Here is a 22,645-nt window from a genome sequence, read left to right as displayed (position 1 = left end):
TTCCTTACTGCGCCTGCACACGCAGCTCTGCTGCGCTACGACTACGGTGACCCAACAGGGCTTTAACATCGCTGGACTTCGGTTTAACCAGCGCGAATTTCGCAGAGAACGCCGGCCAGTTGGCCAGGATCTCTTCGCCGCGCGAAGAACCGGTATGCTGCACGTGTTCGGTAATCAAACCGCGCAGGTGTTCTTCGTGGATAGCCAGCGTTTCAACGTCCAGCACTTCCACCAGTTCAGGGTTCACGCGTTTGCGGAACTCACCGTCTTCATCCAGGACGTAAGCAAAACCGCCCGTCATGCCTGCGCCAAAGTTCACGCCGGTTTTACCCAGGACGCACACAATCCCGCCCGTCATGTATTCACAACCGTTATCACCGATACCTTCAACCACGGTGATGGCACCGGAGTTACGTACGGCAAAACGTTCACCTGCACGACCTGCTGCAAACAGACGACCGCCGGTTGCGCCGTACAGACAGGTGTTACCGATGATGCTGGCATCGCAGCTACGGAAGGCTGAACCGACCGGCGGACGCACCGCCAGCAGACCACCCGCCATGCCTTTACCGACATAGTCGTTGGCATCACCGGTCAGATACAGTTCAACGCCGCCGGCGTTCCACACGCCGAAGCTCTGACCCGCGGTACCGCTGAAGTGCGCGGTAATCGGGTCGGCCGCCAGGCCCTGGTCACCGTGCGTTTGCGCGATGTAACCGGAAAGCGATGCACCGACAGAACGGTCAGTGTTGCGAATATCAAACCAGAACGTTTTGCTCTGCTTGTCATCCACATACGGCTTCGCTTGCTGCAGCAGCTGCGCGTTCAGCACGCCATTGTCGAACGGCGGGTTGTTCTCGGTGCAGTAGACCGCTTTGCCAGGATGTGGCTCGGCAGTTTCCAGCAACTTAGACAGCTCCAGCTTCTGCTGTTTGGCTGTGAAACCTTCCAGCTCTTTGAGCAGGTCGGTACGGCCAATCAGATCCACCAGGCGTTTCACGCCCAGCTGTGCCATCAGCTCACGGGTTTCGCGGGCGATGAAATCAAAGTAGTTCGTCACTTTGAACGGTAGGCCGTGGTAATGGTTCTTACGCAGCTTCTCGTCCTGGGTTGCAACACCGGTTGCACAGTTGTTCAGGTGGCAAATACGCAGGTATTTACAGCCGAGCGCGACCATAGGGCCCGTGCCGAAACCAAAGCTTTCCGCACCCAGAATCGCCGCCTTGATAATGTCGAGGCCGGTTTTCAGGCCGCCATCCACCTGCAGACGGATCTTATGACGCAGACCGTTAGCCACCAGCGCCTGCTGGGTTTCCACCAGGCCAAGCTCCCACGGACAGCCCGCGTATTTCACGGAGGAGAGTGGGCTTGCCCCGGTACCACCGTCATAACCGGCGATGGTGATCAGGTCCGCATAGGCTTTTGCCACACCGGTCGCGATGGTGCCAACGCCCGGTTCGGAAACCAGCTTCACGGAGATCATCGCTTTCGGGTTGACCTGTTTCAGGTCGAAAATCAGCTGAGCCAGATCCTCGATAGAATAAATATCGTGATGCGGTGGCGGAGAAATCAGCGTCACACCCGGTACGGAATAGCGTAATTTGGCGATATACGGCGTGACTTTATCACCCGGTAACTGGCCGCCTTCGCCCGGTTTTGCACCCTGAGCGACTTTAATCTGAATCACGTCGGCGTTAACCAGATACGCTGGCGTGACGCCAAAGCGACCGGATGCAACCTGCTTGATACGTGAGACTTTGTTGGTGCCATAACGGGCAGGGTCTTCACCACCTTCACCGGAGTTTGAATTGCCGCCGATGCTGTTCATCGCTTCAGCCAGCGCTTCGTGAGCTTCCGGGCTGAGCGCACCGATGGACATTGCCGCGGTGTCAAAGCGTTTAAACAGTTCAGTGGCAGGCTCAACGTCGTCAATGCTGACGGCTTCATCACCCGGGTTCAGCGCCAGCAGGTCGCGCAGCGTCGCCGCCGGACGGTTGTTCACCAGTTCAGCATACTGCTGGTAATCGCTGTACTCGCCGCTCTGAACGGCCTGTTGCAGCGTACGCACCACGTCCGGGTTATAAGCGTGATATTCACCGCCGTGGACATACTTCAGCAGACCACCTTGATCCAGCGGCTTACGTGCCAGCCAGGCGCGTTTCGACAGGTTCATCAGATCCTGCTGGAAGTCAGCGAATCCGGCACCGCCGATACGGCTGATAACACCCTGGAAGCAAAGTGTCGCCACGTCGTCATGCAGACCGACCGCTTCAAACAGCTTCGAGCAGCGGTAGGAGGCGATGGTCGAGATGCCCATTTTGGACATGATTTTGTACAGGCCTTTGTTGATGCCGTTACGGTAGTTCAGCATCACCGTGCGGTAATCTTTGTCGATAGCACGGGTATCCACGAGACGCGCCAGCGTTTCGTAGGCCAGGTACGGGTAAATAGCCGTCGCACCAAAGCCTAACAGCACGGCAAAGTGGTGCGGATCGCGGGCGCTGGCGGTTTCAACAATGATGTTGGCGTCGCAGCGCAGGCTCTTATCGACCAGACGCGTCTGGATAGCACCTACCGCCATTGGGGCCGGTACCGGCAGACGGTTTTTCGCAATATTGCGGTCAGAGAGCACCAGCAGAACGGTACCGTTACGCACCATCTGTTCCGCTTTGTCACACAGCGCATTCACCGTCTCTTCGAGGGTCGCTTCGGTCACGTCGAAAGTGATATCGAGCGTGTCGGCGCGGTAGTGATCCTCTTTCAGGGTGGTGAGCTGTTTGAAATCAGAGTACAGCAGGATCGGCGATTTAAAGGTCAGGCGGTGCGCCTGGCCTTCAGCTTCGCAGAAGACGTTCATCTCGCGACCGATGCTGGTGGCCAGTGACATCACGTGTGCTTCACGCAGCGGATCGATTGGCGGGTTGGTCACCTGCGCAAACTGCTGACGGAAGTAATCATAAATGATGCGTGGCTGGCTGGAGAGCACGGCAAACGGGGTATCGTCACCCATGGAGCCGACCGCTTCCTGGCCATTTTCACCGAGTACGCGGATCACGGAATCCAGCTCTTCGGCGCTGTAGTTAAACTGTTTCTGGAAGCTGGCGAGCGTATCGTCGTCCAGCTCACGACTGCCCACTTCTTCATCCGGCAGATCTTCGAATGGCACCAGGCGACGAACGTTTTTCTCCATCCACTCTTTGTACGGATGGCGGCTCTTCAGATCGTTATCGGTTTCAGCAGAGTGCAGAATGCGCCCACCGCGGGTGTCGATAACCATCAGCTCGCCCGGGCCAACGCGGCCTTTCTCAACCACTTCGTCAGGCTGGTAATCCCAGATACCGACTTCAGAGGCGCAGGTGATGAGCTTATCTTTGGTGATGACGTAGCGTGCCGGACGCAGACCGTTACGGTCCAGGTTACAGGCAGCAAAGCGACCGTCGGACATAACGATGCCCGCCGGGCCATCCCACGGCTCCATGTGCATGGAGTTAAAGTCGAAGAACGCGCGCAGCTCTGGATCCATATCCGGGTTGTTCTGCCATGCCGGTGGCACGAGCAGACGCATGGCGCGCACGATATCCATACCGCCTGCCAGCAGCAGCTCCAGCATGTTATCCATGGAGCTGGAGTCAGAGCCGGTTTCGTTAACGAACGGCGCGGCATCATGCAGGTCAGGGATCAGTGGCGTCTGGAACTTATAGGTACGAGCACGCGCCCACTGGCGGTTACCCGTAATGGTATTGATCTCGCCGTTGTGCGCCAGGTAGCGGAACGGCTGCGCCAGCGGCCAGCGAGGGACGGTGTTGGTGGAGAAGCGCTGGTGGAAGAGGCAGATGGCCGATTCCAGACGCAGGTCCGCCAGGTCCAGGTAGAAGCGCGGCAGGTCAGCCGGCATACACAGACCTTTATAGATGTTCACCAGGTTAGAGAGGCTACAGACGTAGAACTCTTTGTCGTCCTGGAGACGTTTTTCAATGCGACGACGGGCGATAAACAGACGGCGTTCCATATCACGCGGACGCCAGCCCGCAGGGGCATTAACAAAAATCTGTTCAATTCGAGGCAGCGAGGAGAGGGCGATTTCGCCGAGTACCCCTTCGTTGGTTGGCACATCGCGCCAGCCAACAATAGACAGGGTTTCACGTTGAAGTTCTTCTTCGACGATGCGGCGTGAGGCGGCAGCTTTTTCAGGATCCTGATTCAGGAACAGCATACCGACAGCGTAGTTTTTGGCTAAACGCCAGCCGCGCTCTTCCGCAACGATACGGAAGAAACGATCCGGTTTTTGCAGCAGCAGACCGCAACCGTCGCCGGTTTTACCATCAGCAAGGATGGCACCACGGTGCTGCATGCGGGCCAGTGCGTGAATAGCAGTACGCACTACCTTGTGGCTAGGTTCGCCTTCTATGTGGGCGATCAGGCCGAAACCACAGTTATCCTTCTCAAGGGATTTATCGTACAACATATCAGTGAACCTCCCCAGGCTCGTCGGGCTTCCCACTGAACCGTGGCGCACAGGCACAGAAAGAGCATGGCGACGGGGTTTGCGTTTCATACGCGTACCTCGCATTCGCCCTCTTTTTCATCCTTTCGCGCAGGTAAACAAGTTTGAGGACTTGCTTCAGAGGGAATCTCAATTACTGCATAAATATGATGAGCAGGCTGCTCATCCAGAAAGCTTCCAGCGGATTTCCAACTTATCGGGAATTGGTACACAGGTCAAATGGCAATCTTATTTATACAAAAATGTGCTAAAGCGTAATTAACTATTTGTATATAAAAGAAATTCAACTCTATTTACAACGTTTGTAAGCTGTGGCGAGACCCAGCGGAGTGTGATCTGACTCACTATATGAAAGCGGTATTATCGATGTAGCGTGCTGAATAGCCGTTTTTTAGCAGAATAATTCTCTACGATGAAATGCAAACCCGCATAAAGTCACTGTTTTTCAGTGCTGGCGCTATAAGTGAAAAAAACAATCAGAACATAAGGAAAAGTAATCACAACTGGCGTGAATGAAATTGCAGTAATCCTGAGTATTTATTCATAGAGGTAAAGGCCGTCCAGGGCGATTGATCCAGGTCATCGCCGACAGAGGCTAAAAATGGCAGGCTTGTCCCCTTTCTTTGGGACGGTCTATCAGATTATGCAGTTACAGAAATTAGTCAACATGTTTGGTGGGGATCTTTTGCAGCGTTATGGGCAAAAGGTTCACAAGCTGACGCTGCATGGCGGTTTTAGCTGCCCGAACCGTGACGGGACGATCGGGCGCGGGGGCTGTACTTTCTGTAATGTGGCGTCTTTTGCTGACGAAGCGCAGCAGCATCGTTCTATCATCGAACAGCTGTCCCATCAGGCGAGTCTGGTCAACCGTGCGAAACAGTATCTGGCCTATTTCCAGGCCTACACCAGCACATGGGCGGAAGTACAGGTCTTGCGCTCCATGTATCAGCAGGCGGTAAGTCAGGCCAGTATCGTAGGGCTGTGTGTGGGCACCCGCCCGGACTGCGTGCCGGAAGCGGTACTGGACCTGCTCAGCGAGTACAAGGAACAAGGGTATGAGATCTGGCTGGAGCTGGGCCTGCAAAGTGCGCACGACAAAACTCTGCACCGCATCAACCGTGGACATGATTTCGCCTGTTACCAGCGCACCACACGTCTCGCGCGTGAGCGTGGGCTGAAGGTGTGCTCACACCTGATTGTCGGCCTGCCAGGCGAAGGGCAGCAGCACGGTCTTGAGACACTGGAAAAGGTGGTCGAGACCGGTGTGGACGGAATTAAGCTGCATCCACTGCACATCGTGAAGGGCAGTATCATGGCCAAAGCCTGGGAAGCCGGGCGCTTAACCGGTATTGAGCTTGATGCGTATACGATGACGGCGGGGGAGATGATTCGGCACACCCCGCCGGAGATTGTCTACCACCGCATCTCCGCCAGCGCCCGCCGTCCAACGCTTCTTGCACCGCTCTGGTGTGAGAACCGCTGGACGGGGATGGTGGAAATCAACCGTTATCTGCAAGAGCACGGCGTACAGGGATCGGCGCTTGGTCGCCCCTGGGTTCCCCGCTTACCTGCGGCGACCGCCTAACAGGCTCCCCAGCATGCCGCGTACAATCTGATTCGTGACCTGACGCGCTGCACTTTTCGCCATGGTCTGCACGACGCCATCGCGTTTGCCGCCGCGTGGTCCGGTTGTACCAAACAGGATATCCTTAAGCCCGCCCAGGATGCCGTCGTCCACGGCAACAGACTGGCCTTTGGCGGCAGGCGCGTCCTGGGATTCGGTGGTGGCCTGTACCCCTTTTTGCAGCATCTCGAATGCCGACTCGCGATCCACGTCGTCCTCATACTTACCATACAGCGGGGAGCGGTTAATCAGGCCGTTGCGTTCATCGTCCGTCACGGGCCCCATACGGGAGCAAGGGGCAATTACCATTGCGCGCTCCACAACGGACGGGCTGCCTTTTGCATCCAGGAAAGAGATAAGCGCTTCACCGGTGCCCAACGCCTGGATGGCCGCTTCGGTATCAAATGCCGGGTTCGCTCGCATGGTTTGTGCGGCGGCTTTAACGGCCTTCTGATCTTTCGGCGTAAAGGCGCGCAGGGCATGCTGTACGCGGTTGCCAAGCTGTCCCAGCACGTTGTCAGGAATATCGGACGGGTTTTGCGAAACAAACCAGACGCCGACGCCTTTAGAGCGGATCAGGCGGATCACCTGTTCAATCTTATCCAGAAGAACCTGTGGCGCATCGTTAAACAGCAGGTGCGCTTCGTCGAAGAAGAAGACCAGCTTGGGCTTGTCGAGATCGCCGGCTTCAGGTAACTGCTCGTACAGTTCAGAGAGCATCCACAGCAGGCTGGCGGCGTAGAGCTTCGGCATCTGGTAAAGCTTCTCTGAGCTCAGAATATTGATGATGCCTTTCCCGTTGCTGTCGGTGCGCATCCAGTCCTTGATATCCAGCATCGGCTCGCCAAAGAAATGTTCGGCACCCTGTTGCTCCAGGGTCAGTAACCCGCGCTGGATGGCCCCGACTGAGGCGCTGCTGATATTACCGTACTGGTTCTGGAACGATTTGGCGTTATCACCGATGTACTGGGTAATGGCCCGCAGATCTTTGAAATCAAGCAGCAGCAGACCCTGGTCGTCGGCAATACGGAAGATGATGTTCAGCACACCGGACTGCACGTCGTTGAGGTTGAGCAGACGAGCCAGCAGCAGCGGACCGAGATCGGAGACGGTTGCACGTACCGGGTGACCTTTCTCACCAAAGATATCCCATAACACGACCGGATTGTTGTGCGGTGTCCAGTCCGTGATGCCGATATTTTTGAGTCGGTCGAGCAGTTTTTCGGACGGATTGCCTTCCTGAGCCACACCGGTTAAATCGCCTTTTACATCGGCCATAAAGACCGGTACGCCGATCTCTGAAAGCGACTCTGCCAGCTTCTGCAGGGTCACGGTTTTCCCCGTCCCGGTGGCCCCGGTGATGAGACCGTGGCGGTTGGCCATCGCGGGCAGTAAAAACAGCTCTTTGTCCAGCGTGCGGGCAATTAACAATGGTGTACTCATAATGCGCTTCCTCTCTTAGTCCTCGGTCGAGTATAGGCAATCTGACGGCAAAATGGCTGAGTAAATTGCTGACTTTGCGGCGCATTATCCAGCGCGGACTATGCTTTTGCATACGGTTCACAAAATTTTGGAAAACTATGTCCAGATTCTTCTTTAACGATCGCAAACAGCTGGTCAACGACGCCATCGAAGGCATACTGATTTCGGCACCACACGCTAATCTCGTCAAACTTGATATCGATCCGGCCATTCGGGTGGTGGCGCGCAGCGACTGGGATAAAAGCCGGGTGGCGGTTATTTCAGGCGGTGGCTCTGGTCATGAACCTGCACACGCCGGGTTTGTCGGCAAAGGGATGCTCACAGCAGCGGTGTGCGGGGATCTTTTTGCTTCGCCGAGCGTTGATGCGGTGCTGAACGCCATTGTGGCGGTAACGGGCGATCGGGGTTGTCTGCTGATCGTGAAAAATTACACCGGCGACCGGCTTAATTTCGGCCTGGCGGCAGAAAAAGCCAAGCGCTATGGCCTGAAGGTCGAGATGGTCATTGTCGCCGATGATATTGCCCTGCCGGATAACAAACAGCCGCGCGGTATCGCCGGTACGGCACTGGTTCATAAAATTGCGGGCTATGCGGCAGAGCACGGAAAATCACTGACTGAGGTGCGCGATATCGCGCAACAAGCTTGCGATAATCTCTGGAGCCTGGGCGTGGCAATGCAAACCTGTAACCTGCCGGGCAGTGATGATGAAGAGGGGCGGATCAAGCAGGGGCACGTGGAGCTGGGGCTTGGGATCCACGGCGAGCCTGGTGCCTCGGTTGTCGATACGCAAAACAGCAAAGCCATTATCGACACGCTGGTCGAGCCGCTCAAAGCGCAGGCCGGTAACGGGCGTTTTGCGGTGCTTATCAATAACCTCGGCGGCGTGTCGGCGCTGGAGATGGCATTGCTCACCAAAGAGCTGGCCCACTCGGCGCTGAAAGAGAATATCGCTTATCTGATTGGTCCGGCACCGCTGGTGAGTGCCCTGGATATGAAAGGCTTTTCGCTGACGTTGCTGAAGCTTAACGATCTGTTCGAAAAAGCTCTCCATGAAGAGGTGGAGACGTTGGGCTGGCAGAAGCCGGTGGCGTTTGCGCCGCTGCGCGTGCAGGAACATAGCGCGATCCATGACCGCGTGGAATATACCGCCTCGGACAATCCACGGGTCGCAGAGATCGTCTCCACGGTCACGCAGACGCTGATCCAGCTGGAAAACCGCCTCAATGCGCTGGATGCCAAAGTGGGTGATGGCGATACGGGCTCTACCTTTGCGCAAGGGGCGCGGGATATTGCGCAGCGTCTGGAGAAGAAACAGCTTCCGCTAAATGATGTGTCGACGCTGTTGCTGCTGGTTGGCGAGCGGCTGGCAACGGTTATGGGGGGCTCAAGCGGTGTGCTGATGTCGATCTTCTTTACCGCTGCCGGGCAGACGTTGCACGACGGTCAGCCGTTGCCGGAAGCGCTCTTAAGCGGGCTGGCGCAGATGAAGCAGTATGGTGGGGCAGATCTTGGCGATCGCACCTTGATCGATGCCCTGCAACCGGCGCTGGAGGCATTGCAGAAAGGCGACCTTCAGGCTGCTGCGCAGGCTGCGAACGCGGGCGCTGAGGCGACAGCGCATATGGTGAAAGCGGGGGCCGGACGTTCGTCGTATGTCAACAAAGAGAACCTGGAGGGGGTGACCGACCCGGGGGCCGTGGCGGTGGCAGAGGTGTTCAAGGCAATGACCGCAGCAAAACGGTAGCGTTTTGAGTATTACACCCTCTCCCGACGGGAGAGGGTAGAGATGCGTGCAATCAGGCCGCACGCACCCCGCGCGTTCACATCAAAAATCCGCTTTCAACACCACGCGATAACGGGCTTTACCGTCACGCACATGCTGGATAGCTTCGTTGATTTTAGACATCGGATACAGTTCGGTGGTGGGCGCCACTTTAGTGCGTCCGGCAAACTTCATCAGTTTGCGCAATTCGAACGGCGTACCGGTTGCTGAACCGGAGACGCTGCGATCCCCCCCGATCAGCGTAAACGCAGGCACCGGCAGCGGTTTCATCACTGCACCGACGGTGTGGAAGTTACCGCCGTGGGCCAGCGCTTCAAAGTACGGTTGCCAGTCGAGATCGACGTTAACGGTATTAATGATCAGATCAAACTGACCTGCCAGCGATTTGAGCGCTTGCGGATCGCGGCTGTTGACTACCTTATCCGCCCCCATCGCCAGCACTTCTTTCTCTTTGGCCGGGTTCGAGCTAAACGCCGTGACTTCACAGCCCATCGCGTGCAGCAGTTTGATTGCAATATGGCCCAGACCACCAATCCCGATGACACCCACACGGCTGGTGGCGGTGACATGATGCATCAGCAGCGGTTTGAATACGGTGATACCGCCGCACAGCAGCGGACCGGCAGATTCGATATCAATGCTGTCCGGCAGGGGAATAACCCATTGCCAGTCGGCACGCAGTTTATCGGCGAAACCGCCTTTGTTCAGAATGGTAGGGACTGCGCCTTCGAGGCAGTTGATTTGGTTACCGCTGATACAGGCATCGCAGTGACCACAGCTGCGCGCCGTCCAGCCAATCCCCACGCGCTGGCCGATCTTCAGCCCTTTGTCCTGTGCGGCGCTACCGAGCGCCACAACGCGGCCAATGACTTCGTGGCCGGCAATCAGTGGATACTGTGAGAAGCCCCATTCATTGTCGATCATGGAGAGATCGGAGTGGCAGATCCCGCAGTAATCAACCTGCACTTCGACGTCTTCTGCTTTTAGGTCGCCCGCATCGTATTCGTACAGCTCAAGTTCTGCACCCGCCTGCGGTGCGGCGTAGCTTTTTATCTTCGACATCGTGTTTCCCCCGTTATGGTGTGAACTGAGAGTGTAGAGCATTCAGTTTACAGTCGCTTAACAGAAGAGGGCAGGAATGCCCTTTACAGAGTTTTCAGCATCCTGACTTCGCAATCGACGTGGCCGGTACAGCCCAGCGGCGCATCAATATGCGTAAAGCCCAGATGTTCATACAGGCCAATGGCCTCTTTGAGGAAGGCGGTTGTTTCCAGGTAACAGCGTTTAAAACCCTGAGTACGCGCATGTTCAAGGGCGATCAGCGCCAGCTTTTTCGCCAGCCCTTGCCCGCGTACCGACGGCAGAAAATACATTTTTTGCAGTTCGCAGATATCCGGCTCGCTGCAGCTTAAAGGCGCCACGCCACCGCCGCCCACGACCTGGCCGTTCTGCTCAATAACCCAATAGGCGTAGCCCGGCTGGCTGTACAACTGAAACAGCTCATCCAGATTCGGGTCGGCAACGGTATAGCCTTTGTCGGCGGTCAGGCCATACTCAGCGGAAACCGTTCGGATAACGGCGGCAATAGCCGGGTTGTCCTGCTCAGTGATCCGACGCATCGTCGTCGCGACGGGGGTAATCACGCTCATAGTCTTACTCATTACAAAAATTGACACACAACTGCTGTTAATAGCACCGCAGTAAAGGGAGCGCAAGCGAGGAGTTTTCAGGAAGGATACCCCTTACGCCCTGAAGCGTAAGGGGTAAAAGCATTACAGGGCTGCAATAACCGCCTGCTGCTCGATCAGTTTGGTCTTAGCATCGGCGAAGGCAACCAGACGCTCACGCTCTTTCGCGATAACCGCTTCCGGCGCGCGGGCAACAAAGCCTTCGTTCGCCAGTTTGCTTTCGATTTTGCCAATTTCCACATCGACCTTAGCCACTTCTTTTGCCAGACGAGCCAGCTCAGCGTCTTTGTCGATAAGACCTGCCATCGGGATCAGCAGCTCGGCGCCGTCGATGATTTTGGTCACGGATACCGGACCTTTGTCATCCGCAGGCAGCACGGTGATGCTTTCCAGACGCGCCATGGTTTTCAGGAAGGTGTTGTTCTCGGTGACACGGCGAACAGCAGCCTCACTGCAACCGCGCAGCAGCAGCTCCAGAGGTTTACCCGGGGCGATGTTCATTTCGGCACGGATATTACGTACCGCCACGATCGCCTGTTTCAGCCATTCGGTATCGGCTGACGCCGCTTCATCGACCTTCGCTGCATCGAATTCCGGGAACGGCTGCAGCATGATGGTGTCGGCGTTGATGCCGGCAATCACTTTCACACGCTGCCAGATGGTTTCGGTGATGAATGGAATAATCGGGTGCGCCAGACGCAGCAGACCTTCGAGAACGGTAATCAGCGTGTTGCGCGTACCGCGCAGTTCCGCTTCAGAACCGCCGTTCATTACCGGTTTTGCCAGCTCCAGGTACCAGTCACAGAACTGGTTCCAGGTGAATTCATACAGAATGCCCGCCGCGATATCGAAGCGGTAGCTGTCCAGCGCTTCGCGGAAGGCTTTTACCGTCTGGTTGAACTCTGCCAGGATCCAGCGATCGGCCAGAGACAGGGTCATCTCGCCGCCGTTGAAGCCGCAATCCTGATCTTCGGTGTTCATCAGCACGAAGCGGCTGGCGTTCCACAGCTTGTTACAGAAGTTACGGTAACCTTCCAGGCGCTTCATGTCCCAGTTGATGTCACGACCGGTTGAAGCCAGTGCCGCCAGAGTGAAACGCAGGGCATCAGTACCGTGTGGTTCGATCCCATTCGGGAACTGTTTCTCAGTACGCTTGCGGATCTTCTCTGCCAGCTGCGGTTGCATCATGTTGCCGGTACGTTTTTCCAGCAGCTCTTCGAGGGAGATACCGTCAACCATGTCCAGCGGGTCGATAACGTTACCCTTGGACTTGGACATCTTCTGGCCTTCGTCGTCACGAATCAGACCGGTCATGTAGACGGTATGGAACGGAACCTGTGGCTTGCCGTTTTCATCTTTGATGAAGTGCATGGTCATCATGATCATGCGGGCGATCCAGAAGAAGATGATGTCGAAGCCGGACACCATCACGCTGGTTGGGTGGAACTGACGCAGCGCGTCGGTGTTCTCCGGCCAGCCCAGCGTGGAGAAGGTCCACAGTGCGGAGGAGAACCAGGTGTCCAGTACGTCTTCGTCCTGACGCAGGGCGACATCGGCACTCAGGTTGTTTTCCTGACGAACTTCATCTTCGCTGCGGCCAACATAGACGTTGCCTTCACTGTCGTACCAGGCCGGGATACGGTGGCCCCACCACAGCTGACGGGAGATACACCAGTCCTGAATATCACGCATCCAGGAGAAGTACATATTTTCATACTGCTTCGGCACGAACTGGATGTCGCCGTTCTCAACCGCTTCAACAGCCGGTTTCGCCAGCACGTCGGCGCGCACGTACCACTGGTCGGTCAGCATTGGCTCGATAACAACACCACCACGGTCACCGTACGGCACGGTCAGATCGTGAGGTTTGATCTCTTCCAGCAGGCCGAGTGCATCCACTGCAGCGACAATCGCTTTACGCGCGGCAAAACGTTCCATTTTCTGGAATTCAGCCGGAATGTCGCTGGAGTAAACGTCGGATTCGTTACCTTTGGTGTCATACACTTCCGCGCTTTCACGGATATCACCGTCGAACGTCAGAATGTTGATCATTGGCAGGGCGTGACGACGGCCCACTTCGTAGTCGTTGAAGTCGTGTGCCGGGGTGATTTTCACACAGCCGGTGCCTTTTTCCATGTCGGCGTGTTCATCGCCCACAACGGGAATGCGACGGTTAACCAGCGGCAGCACCACGAATTTGCCAATCAGATCTTTATAACGCGGATCTTCCGGGTTAACGGCCACGCCGGTATCGCCCAGCAGGGTTTCCGGACGGGTGGTCGCTACCACCAGGTAATCTTTACCGTCTGCCGTTTTAGCGCCGTCGGCCAGCGGATAGCGGATATGCCACATGGAGCCTTTAGACTCACGGTTTTCCACTTCCAGGTCGGAGATAGCGGTGCGCAGTTTAGGGTCCCAGTTTACCAGGCGCTTGCCACGGTAAATCAGGTCTTCTTTGTACAGACGGACAAACACTTCTTTAACGGCGTTGGAAAGGCCTTCGTCCATGGTGAAGCGCTCGCGCTCCCAGTCCACGGAGTTGCCAAGACGGCGCATCTGACGGGTGATGGTACCGCCGGATTCTGCTTTCCACTGCCAGATTTTATCGATGAACGCGTCGCGACCGTAGTCGTGGCGGGTTTTACCTTCTTCAGCGGCAATTTTACGCTCAACCACCATCTGGGTCGCGATACCCGCGTGGTCAGTCCCCGCCTGCCACAGGGTGTTTTTGCCCTGCATGCGCTGGTAGCGGATCATGGTATCCATGATGGTCTGCTGGAAGGCATGACCCATATGCAAACTGCCGGTGACGTTCGGCGGTGGGATCATGATGCAGAAGGACTCTTTGCTTTCATCGCCGTTAGGCTTGAAATAGCCCTGCTGTTCCCAGTGCTCGTAAAGCGGCTGTTCGATATCGCGTGGGTTATATGTCTTTTCCATTATTTCCAGGTTGCCGTATTCAGGTTAAAACCAGCCAGGCGGTACGCTTTATAGCGTTCGCGCGCCAGTTGTTTCAAAGATTCTTCGTAAGGGACAAAGTCTACCACTTCTGTGAAAGCGGTGGCAAAATCTGCAAAATCTATCCGCAGGCTAATCAGAATATCGCGCGCGCTGCTGTTGCGCTTTTGCGGCCAGGCAATCTCTACCGGTGCGCCGCCACGAGGGCCTTCGCCAGACAGATTATGCGGAACAAAACTCTCCGGTGGGCGTGCCCAGAGTGCTTCGTCAAGGCGGATGGCCTGCTGCTCATCTTCGCAGGCAATCAAAACGCGTTTACCTGCGCGCCAACGTTCTGCGGCAATTTCACACACCAGCTGTTCAACTGCGCTGAGGCTGTCCTGATGGGTGTCGTTGTCCAGAAGGTAGAACGTTGCATTCTTCATATATGGGGCTTCTTGTTGTGGATTTAAATGCAAGGCCGGGCTGACCCGGCCTACAAACGGCATCTTTCCGTAGGCCCGGTAAGCGTAGCGCTACCGGGCATCTGACGGCAATTACTCTTCGCCGTTAAAACCCGCACGATTGAGCAGGAACTGCGACAGTAACGCGACCGGACGACCGGTTGCGCCTTTGGCCTTACCGGAACGCCAGGCGGTACCTGCGATATCCAGATGCGCCCAGTTGTACTTACGGGTAAAGCGCGCCAGGAAGCAGCCCGCAGTAATTGCCCCGCCAGGACGACCGCCGATGTTCGCCATATCGGCGAAATTAGACTCCAGCTGTTCCTGGTACTCGTCACCCAGCGGCAGACGCCATGCGCGGTCACCGGCCTGTTCGGACGCGCCAATCAGCTCGTGCGCCAGAGGATTGTGGTTCGACATCAGCCCGGTGATGTGATGACCCAGCGCAATCACACAGGCACCGGTCAGCGTGGCCACGTCAATGACCGCTTCAGGCTCGAAGCGCTCAACGTAGGTCAGCACGTCGCACAGCACCAGACGGCCTTCGGCGTCGGTGTTCAGCACTTCAACGGTCTGGCCGGACATGGTCGTCAGAACGTCACCCGGACGGTACGCACGACCGCCAGGCATGTTTTCACAGCCCGCCAGCACGCCAATGACGTTTATCGGCAGCTGAAGTTCCGCCACCATACGCATCACGCCATACACTGCTGCTGCACCACACATGTCGTACTTCATCTCGTCCATGCCTTCGGCAGGCTTGATGGAGATACCGCCGGAATCGAAGGTCAGACCCTTACCAACCAGCACAATCGGACGCGCATCTTCAGACGGGTTACCTTTGTATTCGATAACCGACATCAGCGACTCATTCTGGGAGCCGTTGCCGACTGCCAGATAGGAGTGCATTCCCAGCTCTTTCATCTGCTGTTCGCCGATGACGCGGGTGATGACATTCTTACTGTAGGCGTCAGCCAACTGACGTGCCTGAGAGGCCAGATACGCTGCGTTACAGATGTTAGGCGGCATATTGCCCAGATCTTTTGCGGCTTTAATCCCGGCAGCAATCGCCAGGCCGTGCTGGATAGCGCGTTCACCGCTGGTCAGCTCGCGACGGGTCGGTACGTTAAAGACCATCTTACGCAGCGGACGACGTGGCTCGCTTTTGTTGGTTTTCAGCTGGTCGAAGCTGTACAGGCTCTCTTTTGCCGTTTCGACCGCCTGACGCACTTTCCAGTAGGTGTTACGGCCTTTGACGTGCAGTTCGGTCAGGAAGCAAACGGCTTCCATTGAGCCGGTATCATTCAGCGTATTAATCGTTTTCTGAATAACCTGCTTATACTGACGTTCATCCAGCTCGCGCTCTTTACCGCAGCCAATCAGCAGAATACGTTCGGACAGTACGTTTGGAACATGGTGCAGTAACAGCGTCTGCCCAGGTTTGCCTTCCAGTTCGCCACGGCGCAGCAGGGCGCTGATGTAGCCATCACTGATCTTATCGAGTTGCTCGGCGATCGGGGAGAGTCGGCGTGGTTCAAAGACGCCCACAACGATGCAGGCACTCCGCTGTTTCTCCGGGCTACCGCTTTTTACACTGAACTCCATGCACTACGCTCCTGAATCTTAAAGACAACAGCGGCTGCTACAGATAGAATTGAAACCTTTCGTAACTCATGTCCGCTGTTGTGGTGACTTCGTGTTAATCTTACGTTACTACGGTTTCGACACGTCAGAAAAAGTCCTGAAGCGTGAATCCGCCGGATGTTTTAATCTTAGCGATGATTTCGACGACTCAAGAGAATAAATGACGTTTAAGCCATGAAACAAGCGATTTTCCAGCAAAGAGACGGGTTTTTACGGGCGTATTTAAAGTGATAATCATAAGATATCTGGTGCGGGAGACGCTCAAAAGCCAGCTGGCGATCCTCTTCATCCTGCTGCTGATTTTTTTCTGTCAGAAGCTGGTCAGGATCCTCGGTGCGGCCGTTGACGGCGAAATTCCTACGAATCTGGTGCTTTCCCTGCTTGGTTTAGGGATCCCGGAAATGGCGCAGCTTATCCTGCCGCTAAGTCTTTTCCTCGGTCTGCTCATGACGCTCGGCAAGCTTTATACCGAGAGTGAAATCACCGTGATGCACGCCTGCGGCTTGAGTAAAGCCGTACTGGTGAAAGCCGCTATGGTTCTGGCGCTTTTCACAGGTATTGTTGCGGCGGTGAATGTGATGTGGGCGGGCCCAACGTCTTCCCGTCACCAGGATGAAGTGCTGGCAGAAGCAAAAGCAAACCCGGGTATGGCCGCACTGGCGCAGGGCCAGTTCCAGCAGGCGACTGACGGGAATTCTGTTCTCTTTATCGAAAGCGTGGATGGCAGCCGCTTTAACGATGTGTTCCTTGCGCAGCTCCGCACCAAAGGGAATGCCCGTCCTTCCGTCGTGGTGGCCGATTCGGGTCAACTGTCACAGCGTAAAGATGGCTCTCAGGTAGTGACGCTGAATAAAGGCACGCGCTTCGAAGGCACTGCGATGCTGCGCGATTTCCGCATCACCGATTTCCAGAACTACCAGGCCATTATTGGTCACCAGACCGTGGCGCTCGATCCAAGTGATACCGAGCAAATGGATATGCGTACCCTGTTCAATACGGACAACAACCGTGCGCGTGCCGAACTGCACTGGCGTATCACGCTAGTATTCGCCGTATTTATGATGGCTCTGATGGTCGTTCCGCTGAGTGTGGTTAACCCACGTCAGGGACGCGTGCTGTCAATGTTGCCAGCCATGCTGCTGTACCTGGTGTTCTTCCTGTTGCAGACCTCAATTAAGTCTAACGGTGGTAAGGGTAAAATTGACCCGTTCGTCTGGACCTGGGTGGTCAATGGTCTGTATCTGCTGCTGGCGGTGGGACTCAACCTGTGGGATACGGTGCCTGTGCGCCGCATTCGTGCCCGCTTCTCGCGTAAAGGAGCCCTCTAATGCAGGCGTTTGGCGTTCTTGACCGCTATATCGGTAAAACTATTTTTTCCACCATCATGATGACGTTGTTCATGCTGGTGTCGCTCTCCGGCATTATCAAATTTGTCGATCAGTTGAAAAAAGCCGGGCAGGGGAGCTATGACGCGCTGGGTGCGGGCATGTATACCCTGCTCAGCGTGCCAAAAGATGTGCAGATCTTCTTCCCGATGGCAGCCCTGCTGGGTGCGCTGTTGGGCTTAGGGATGCTGGCACAGCGCAGTGAACTGGTTGTTATGCAGGCTTCGGGCTTCACCCGTATGCAGGTTGCACTGTCGGTGATGAAAACCGCGATCCCGCTGGTGCTGTTGACCATGGCAATTGGCGAGTGGGTGGCACCGCAGGGTGAGCAGATGGCGCGTAACTATCGTGCGCAGGCGATGTACGGTGGCTCATTGCTCTCAACGCAGCAAGGGTTGTGGGCAAAAGATGGTGACAGCTTCGTCTATATCGAACGTGTGAAGGGCGATGACGAACTGGGAGGCGTGAGTATTTACACCTTCAATGACGATCGTCGTTTGCTCTCCGTGCGTCACGCCTCTTCGGCCAAGTTTGACGCCGAGCATAAGCAGTGGCGGTTGTCGCAGGTGGATGAGTCAGACCTGACCGATCCAAAACAGATCTCCGGCTCTCAGACGGTGTCGGGCATGTGGAAAACCAAACTCACGCCGGACAAACTCGGCGTGGTGGCGCTGGATCCTGACGCTCTCTCCATCAGTGGTTTGCACAACTACGTGAAATACCTGAAGTCGAGCGGACAGGACGCCGGACGTTATCAGCTCAACATGTGGAGCAAAATCTTCCAGCCGTTGTCCGTGGCGGTGATGATGCTGATGGCCCTGTCGTTTATCTTTGGCCCGTTGCGTAGCGTGCCGATGGGCGTGCGCGTGGTGACCGGGATCAGCTTCGGCTTTGTGTTCTACGTTCTCGATCAGATCTTCGGCCCGCTGACGCTGGTTTATGGCATTCCGCCTGTTATCGGCGCGCTGCTGCCGAGCGCCAGCTTCTTCCTGATCAGCCTCTGGCTGATGCTGAAACGCTCCTGACAGACCTCTCCTCGCTTCCGGAGAACCGGAAGCGAGGCTAATCTCCTGTTTCACCCCGCACTTTTTCTCACAACCTTCAACGCCCCGCCGCGAATTTGAGTATTATTGAGCGATAAAGTCGTGAAGGGATCCTCTATGAAGCAAATTCGAATGCTGGCCCAGTACTACGTCGATCTGATGATGAAGCTTGGGCTGGTGCGTTTCTCCATGCTGCTGGCACTGGCGCTGGTCGTTCTGGCCATTGTCGTGCAGATGGCCGTAACCATGGTTCTGCACGGTCAGGTCGAGAGTATCGACGTGATCCGCTCCATCTTCTTTGGCTTGCTGATTACACCCTGGGCGGTCTATTTCCTCTCCGTGGTTGTTGAACAACTGGAGGAGTCCCGTCAGCGCCTGTCAAAACTGGTCGATAAACTGGAAGAGATGCGCGATCGCGATCTGAAGCTCAACGTTCAGCTAAAGGATAATATCGCCCAACTGAACCAGGAGATTTCGGATCGTGAGAAGGCGGAGGCTGAGCGCCAGGCGACGCTGGAGCAGCTGAAAATCGAAATGAAAGAGCGCGAGGTGACGCAGATCCAGCTTGAGCAGCAATCCTCTTTCCTGCGCTCGTTCCTTGATGCATCACCGGATCTGGTTTTCTACCGTAATGAAGATAAAGAGTTTTCCGGCTGTAACCGGGCGATGGAACTGCTGACCGGGAAGAGTGAGAAGCAGCTGATTCACCTGAAGCCGCAGGACGTATACTCCGAAGAGGCGGCCGCCAAAGTGATGGAGACGGACGAAAAAGTGTTTCGTCATAACGTTTCGCTGACCTATGAACAGTGGCTGGATTACCCGGACGGGCGCAAAGCCTGCTTTGAGATCCGTAAGGTGCCGTACTACGACCGCGTGGGGAAACGCCACGGTCTGATGGGGTTTGGCCGCGATATCACCGAGCGTAAGCGCTATCAGGATGCCCTTGAACGTGCCAGCCGCGATAAAACCACCTTCATCTCCACCATCAGCCATGAACTGCGTACGCCACTTAACGGAATTGTCGGCCTGAGCCGCATTCTGCTGGACACCGATCTCACCGCAGAACAGGAAAAATACCTTAAAACCATCCATGTCTCAGCGGTCACGCTGGGGAATATCTTCAACGATATTATCGATATGGATAAGATGGAACGCCGCAAAGTGCAGCTTGATAACCAGCCGGTTGATTTCACCGGTTTCCTTGCCGATCTGGAAAACCTGTCGGGTTTGCAGGCGCAGCAGAAGGGGCTGAGCTTTGTCATGGATCCCACGCTGCCGCTGCCGCACAAGGTGGTTACCGACGGCACGCGTCTGCGCCAGATCCTGTGGAACCTTATCAGCAATGCGGTCAAATTTACCCAGAAGGGGCAGGTCTCGGTACGTATTCGCTATGACCAGGGCGACATGCTGCACTTTGAGGTGGAAGACTCCGGCATTGGGATTCCGCAGGAAGAGCAGGACAAAATCTTTGCGATGTACTATCAGGTGAAGGACAGCAACGGCGGCAAGCCCGCTACCGGCACGGGAATTGGTCTGGCGGTGTCTAAACGCCTTGCGAAGAGCATGGGCGGTGATATTACCGTCGCCAGCCATCCGGGCAAAGGCTCAACCTTCACGCTGACGGTGCACGCGCCGGCGGTGGCGGAAGAGGTGGAAGATACCTTCGAAAACGACGATATGCCGCTGCCTGCGCTGCATGTCCTGCTGGTGGAAGATATTGAGCTTAACGTAATTGTCGCACGCTCTGTCCTGGAAAAACTGGGCAACAGTGTAGATGTGGCGATGACCGGTAAAGCCGCGCTGGAGATGTTTAAGCCGGGTGAATATGATCTCGTTCTGCTGGATATTCAGTTGCCGGACATGACCGGGCTGGATATTTCCCGTGAACTGACGAGCCAGTACGCTGCCGACGAACTGCCGCCGCTGGTGGCGTTGACGGCGAACGTGCTGAAAGATAAAAAAGAGTACCTCGATGCCGGTATGGATGATGTACTTAGCAAGCCGCTGGCGGTGCCTGCCCTGACCGCCATGATCAAGAAGTTCTGGGATACCCATGATGAAGAGGAGAACACCATGACGTCTGTGGATAGTGCGAAAGCCCAAACGATACTCGATACCGCGATGCTGGAGCAGTACATCGATCTGGTTGGTCCAAAACTGATTACCGACGGTCTGGCGGTATTTGAAAAAATGATGCCGGGCTATCTGAGCGTGCTGGAGTCAAATCTGACAGCGCGGGATCAGAAAGGCATTGTGGAAGAAGGGCATAAAATCAAAGGCGCGGCCGGCTCGGTCGGCTTACGTCACCTGCAGCAGCTGGGACAACAGATTCAGTCACCTGATTTACCTGCCTGGGAAGATAACGTAGGTGATTGGGTTGAAGAGATGAAACAAGAGTGGCAGAACGATGTGGCGGTGCTTAAAGCCTGGGTGGACGCCAGAAAAAAATGACCCCGGCTTAACCGGGGTGCGCGAATACTGCGCCAACACCAGGGAAATTGTGGCTGCGCCTGTTTTTTGTGTTGTTTTCGTATGGACGCCGCCTGAAAATTTAGGCCGCACGCAAATAAGATAGCAAATCTTAAATGGTTTGTTACAGGAATCAGTGAAATGTGTGAAGCATAGCGTTTTAATCAAAATTAATTATGTGCTTCAGCGAGTTGCAGAGAAGGATCGTCATGATGAAAAAGATTGGTGTCGTACTGAGCGGATGTGGCGTTTACGATGGTTCTGAGATACACGAAGCCGTCATCACATTGCTGGCCCTGGCAAGAGAGGGGGCTGAAGTCATTTGCTTCGCGCCAGACAAAAATCAGGCTGATGTCATTAATCATCTGACCGGGGAGCCGATGGCGGAAACCCGTAACGTCCTGATTGAAGCCGCGCGTATTGCGCGTGGCGAAATTCATCCTCTGATTCAGGCGGACGCCGCAGAGCTTGATGCGTTAATTGTGCCGGGCGGGTTTGGGGCGGCTAAAAACCTCAGCACGTTTGCCACGCAAGGCGCCGGGTGTCAGGTTGATCCGCATTTAAAAGCATTATCACAGGCCATGCATGCGGCGGGTAAACCGCAGGGCTTTATCTGCATCGCTCCGGCCATGCTTCCCACAATTTTTGATTTCCCGCTGCGCCTGACCATCGGGACCGATATTGATACAGCGGAAATCATCGAGGAGATGGGAGGCGAGCACATCCCTTGTCCGGTGGATGACATTGTGGTAGATGAAGACAATAAAATCGTCACCACACCTGCGTATATGCTGGCGCAGACTATCGCGGAAGCCGCTTCAGGCATTGAAAAGCTGGTGGCCAGAGTGCTGGTGCTGACTGAATGAGGCGTCAATTCGCCGCAGGCGCCTGGGTAAAACGTATTCTTTGGCGTGCCGTGCTGGTGCTGGCGGTGTTCTGGGGCGGCGGACTGGCATTATTCAGCATTCTGCCGGTTCCGTTTTCTGCCGTGATGGTTGAGCGTCAGCTGAGCGCGTGGTTCACCGGTGACTTCAGCTATGTTGCCCACTCTGACTGGGTGAGCACAGATGAAATCTCCCCGTGGATGGGGCTGGCGGTGATAGCGGCGGAGGATCAGAAATTCCCGCAGCACTGGGGGTTTGACGTGGCGGCAATCGAGAAAGCGCTCGCCCATAACGAACGCCATGAAAACCGCGTGCGCGGCGCATCGACGCTGTCACAACAGACGGCCAAAAACCTGTTTTTGTGGGATGGCCGTAGCTGGGTGCGAAAAGGGCTGGAAGCCGGATTGACCCTGGGGATGGAAACGGTCTGGAGCAAGAAACGTATTCTGACGGTCTATCTGAACATTGCCGAGTTTGGTGATGGCGTGTTTGGTGTCGAAGCCGCGTCGCAGCGATATTTCAATAAACCTGCCAGCCGGCTGAGCCTTTCTGAAGCTGCGCTGTTGGCCGCGGTCTTGCCTAACCCAATTCGCTTTAAAGCCGATGCACCCTCAGGCTATGTGCGAAACCGACAGGCGTGGATCATGCGCCAGATGCGGCAGCTGGGAGGAGAAGGGTTTATGGCGAGAAATAAATTGATGTAAGGCGGGTAAGCGTAGCGCTACCCGCCATGAAAG

Annotated in this window: 14 protein-coding genes; 7 read left to right on the top strand and 7 right to left on the bottom strand. The window is 55.7% G+C overall.

What is annotated here, in order from left to right:
• Positions 1-4: 4 nt before the first annotated feature.
• The gene (gene gltB / locus AB6731_RS16680) at positions 5-4,465 is read right to left on the bottom strand and encodes a glutamate synthase large subunit (protein WP_020883516.1); all 4,461 of its coding nucleotides are present in this window, start codon (positions 4,463-4,465) and stop codon (positions 5-7) included.
• Positions 4,466-5,147: 682 nt separating this feature from the next.
• Between gltB and AB6731_RS16675 the strand changes: the two genes are divergently transcribed.
• Positions 5,148-6,089, top strand: a complete 942-nt coding sequence (locus AB6731_RS16675) for a TIGR01212 family radical SAM protein (protein ID WP_371006589.1) — start codon at positions 5,148-5,150, stop codon at positions 6,087-6,089.
• Here the strand turns inward: AB6731_RS16675 and AB6731_RS16670 are convergent.
• Positions 6,069-7,571 carry a helicase HerA-like C-terminal domain-containing protein gene (locus AB6731_RS16670; protein WP_371006577.1) on the bottom strand — a complete coding sequence of 501 codons (1,503 nt, stop codon included), beginning with the start codon at positions 7,569-7,571 and terminating at the stop codon, positions 6,069-6,071. The genes AB6731_RS16675 and AB6731_RS16670 overlap by 21 nt on opposite strands.
• A gap of 137 nt (positions 7,572-7,708) precedes the next feature.
• On the opposite strand from AB6731_RS16670, the gene AB6731_RS16665 reads away from it, so the two are divergent.
• The gene (locus AB6731_RS16665) at positions 7,709-9,355 is read left to right on the top strand and encodes a glycerone kinase (protein ID WP_371006576.1); all 1,647 of its coding nucleotides are present in this window, start codon (positions 7,709-7,711) and stop codon (positions 9,353-9,355) included.
• Between the two features lie 81 nt (positions 9,356-9,436).
• Here AB6731_RS16665 and AB6731_RS16660 read toward each other — a convergent pair whose 3' ends face one another.
• From AB6731_RS16660 to pepA, 5 genes are all read right to left on the bottom strand, one after another.
• Positions 9,437-10,456: an NAD(P)-dependent alcohol dehydrogenase gene (locus AB6731_RS16660; protein WP_032680192.1), complete on the bottom strand. Its 1,020-nt coding sequence runs from the start codon at positions 10,454-10,456 to the stop codon at positions 9,437-9,439.
• An 83-nt stretch (positions 10,457-10,539) separates the two neighbouring features.
• On the bottom strand, positions 10,540-11,043 hold the full coding sequence (locus AB6731_RS16655) for a GNAT family N-acetyltransferase (RefSeq protein ID WP_020883521.1): 504 nt from the start codon (positions 11,041-11,043) through the stop codon (positions 10,540-10,542).
• 123 nt (positions 11,044-11,166) lie between these two features.
• Complete coding sequence (locus AB6731_RS16650; RefSeq protein ID WP_020883522.1) at positions 11,167-14,022, bottom strand: valine--tRNA ligase; 2,856 nt, start codon at positions 14,020-14,022, stop codon at positions 11,167-11,169.
• Positions 14,022-14,465: a DNA polymerase III subunit chi gene (gene holC, locus AB6731_RS16645; RefSeq protein WP_371006575.1), complete on the bottom strand. Its 444-nt coding sequence runs from the start codon at positions 14,463-14,465 to the stop codon at positions 14,022-14,024. The genes AB6731_RS16650 and holC overlap by 1 nt, the downstream gene beginning before the upstream one ends.
• A 111-nt stretch (positions 14,466-14,576) precedes the next feature.
• Complete coding sequence (pepA, locus tag AB6731_RS16640) at positions 14,577-16,088, bottom strand: leucyl aminopeptidase (protein WP_014171826.1); 1,512 nt, start codon at positions 16,086-16,088, stop codon at positions 14,577-14,579.
• Between the two features lie 266 nt (positions 16,089-16,354).
• Here pepA and lptF point away from each other — a divergent pair, with 266 nt between their 5' ends.
• From lptF to mtgA, 5 genes are all read left to right on the top strand, one after another.
• On the top strand, positions 16,355-17,455 hold the full coding sequence (gene lptF / locus AB6731_RS16635) for an LPS export ABC transporter permease LptF (RefSeq protein WP_014171825.1): 1,101 nt from the start codon (positions 16,355-16,357) through the stop codon (positions 17,453-17,455).
• Positions 17,455-18,537, top strand: a complete 1,083-nt coding sequence (gene lptG, locus AB6731_RS16630) for an LPS export ABC transporter permease LptG (protein WP_020883523.1) — start codon at positions 17,455-17,457, stop codon at positions 18,535-18,537. Before lptF ends, lptG begins: the two co-directional genes overlap by 1 nt.
• 135 nt (positions 18,538-18,672) lie before the next feature.
• Positions 18,673-21,006, top strand: coding sequence for an aerobic respiration two-component sensor histidine kinase ArcB (arcB, locus tag AB6731_RS16625; protein WP_032679053.1), 2,334 nt, complete (start codon positions 18,673-18,675; stop codon positions 21,004-21,006).
• Between the two features lie 230 nt (positions 21,007-21,236).
• Positions 21,237-21,890 carry an isoprenoid biosynthesis glyoxalase ElbB gene (gene elbB / locus AB6731_RS16620; RefSeq protein ID WP_032670144.1) on the top strand — a complete coding sequence of 218 codons (654 nt, stop codon included), beginning with the start codon at positions 21,237-21,239 and terminating at the stop codon, positions 21,888-21,890.
• Entirely contained in the window at positions 21,887-22,612 is a 726-nt protein-coding gene (gene mtgA / locus AB6731_RS16615; protein ID WP_279261726.1) for a monofunctional biosynthetic peptidoglycan transglycosylase, read from the top strand. The genes elbB and mtgA overlap by 4 nt, the downstream gene beginning before the upstream one ends.
• Positions 22,613-22,645 lie beyond the last annotated feature (33 nt).

Origin of the sequence: Enterobacter sp. RCC_40 (genome assembly GCF_041360735.1) — a bacterium.
Classification (GTDB): Bacteria; Pseudomonadota; Gammaproteobacteria; order Enterobacterales; family Enterobacteriaceae; genus Enterobacter; species Enterobacter ludwigii.
Note: the sequence above shows the minus strand (reverse complement) of the source record. Positions and strands in the feature narration are given on the sequence as shown.

Coding starts and splice junctions, on each gene's coding strand:
- arcB (WP_032679053.1), top strand. CDS start 18,673: ATGAAGCAAATTCGAATGCTGGCCCAGTACTACGTCGATCTGATGATG.
- AB6731_RS16650 (WP_020883522.1), bottom strand. CDS start 14,022: ATGGAAAAGACATATAACCCACGCGATATCGAACAGCCGCTTTACGAG.
- AB6731_RS16665 (WP_371006576.1), top strand. CDS start 7,709: ATGTCCAGATTCTTCTTTAACGATCGCAAACAGCTGGTCAACGACGCC.
- pepA (WP_014171826.1), bottom strand. CDS start 16,088: ATGGAGTTCAGTGTAAAAAGCGGTAGCCCGGAGAAACAGCGGAGTGCC.
- AB6731_RS16675 (WP_371006589.1), top strand. CDS start 5,148: ATGCAGTTACAGAAATTAGTCAACATGTTTGGTGGGGATCTTTTGCAG.
- elbB (WP_032670144.1), top strand. CDS start 21,237: ATGAAAAAGATTGGTGTCGTACTGAGCGGATGTGGCGTTTACGATGGT.
- AB6731_RS16660 (WP_032680192.1), bottom strand. CDS start 10,456: ATGTCGAAGATAAAAAGCTACGCCGCACCGCAGGCGGGTGCAGAACTT.
- AB6731_RS16670 (WP_371006577.1), bottom strand. CDS start 7,571: ATGAGTACACCATTGTTAATTGCCCGCACGCTGGACAAAGAGCTGTTT.
- lptG (WP_020883523.1), top strand. CDS start 17,455: ATGCAGGCGTTTGGCGTTCTTGACCGCTATATCGGTAAAACTATTTTT.
- holC (WP_371006575.1), bottom strand. CDS start 14,465: ATGAAGAATGCAACGTTCTACCTTCTGGACAACGACACCCATCAGGAC.
- gltB (WP_020883516.1), bottom strand. CDS start 4,465: ATGTTGTACGATAAATCCCTTGAGAAGGATAACTGTGGTTTCGGCCTG.
- mtgA (WP_279261726.1), top strand. CDS start 21,887: ATGAGGCGTCAATTCGCCGCAGGCGCCTGGGTAAAACGTATTCTTTGG.
- AB6731_RS16655 (WP_020883521.1), bottom strand. CDS start 11,043: ATGAGCGTGATTACCCCCGTCGCGACGACGATGCGTCGGATCACTGAG.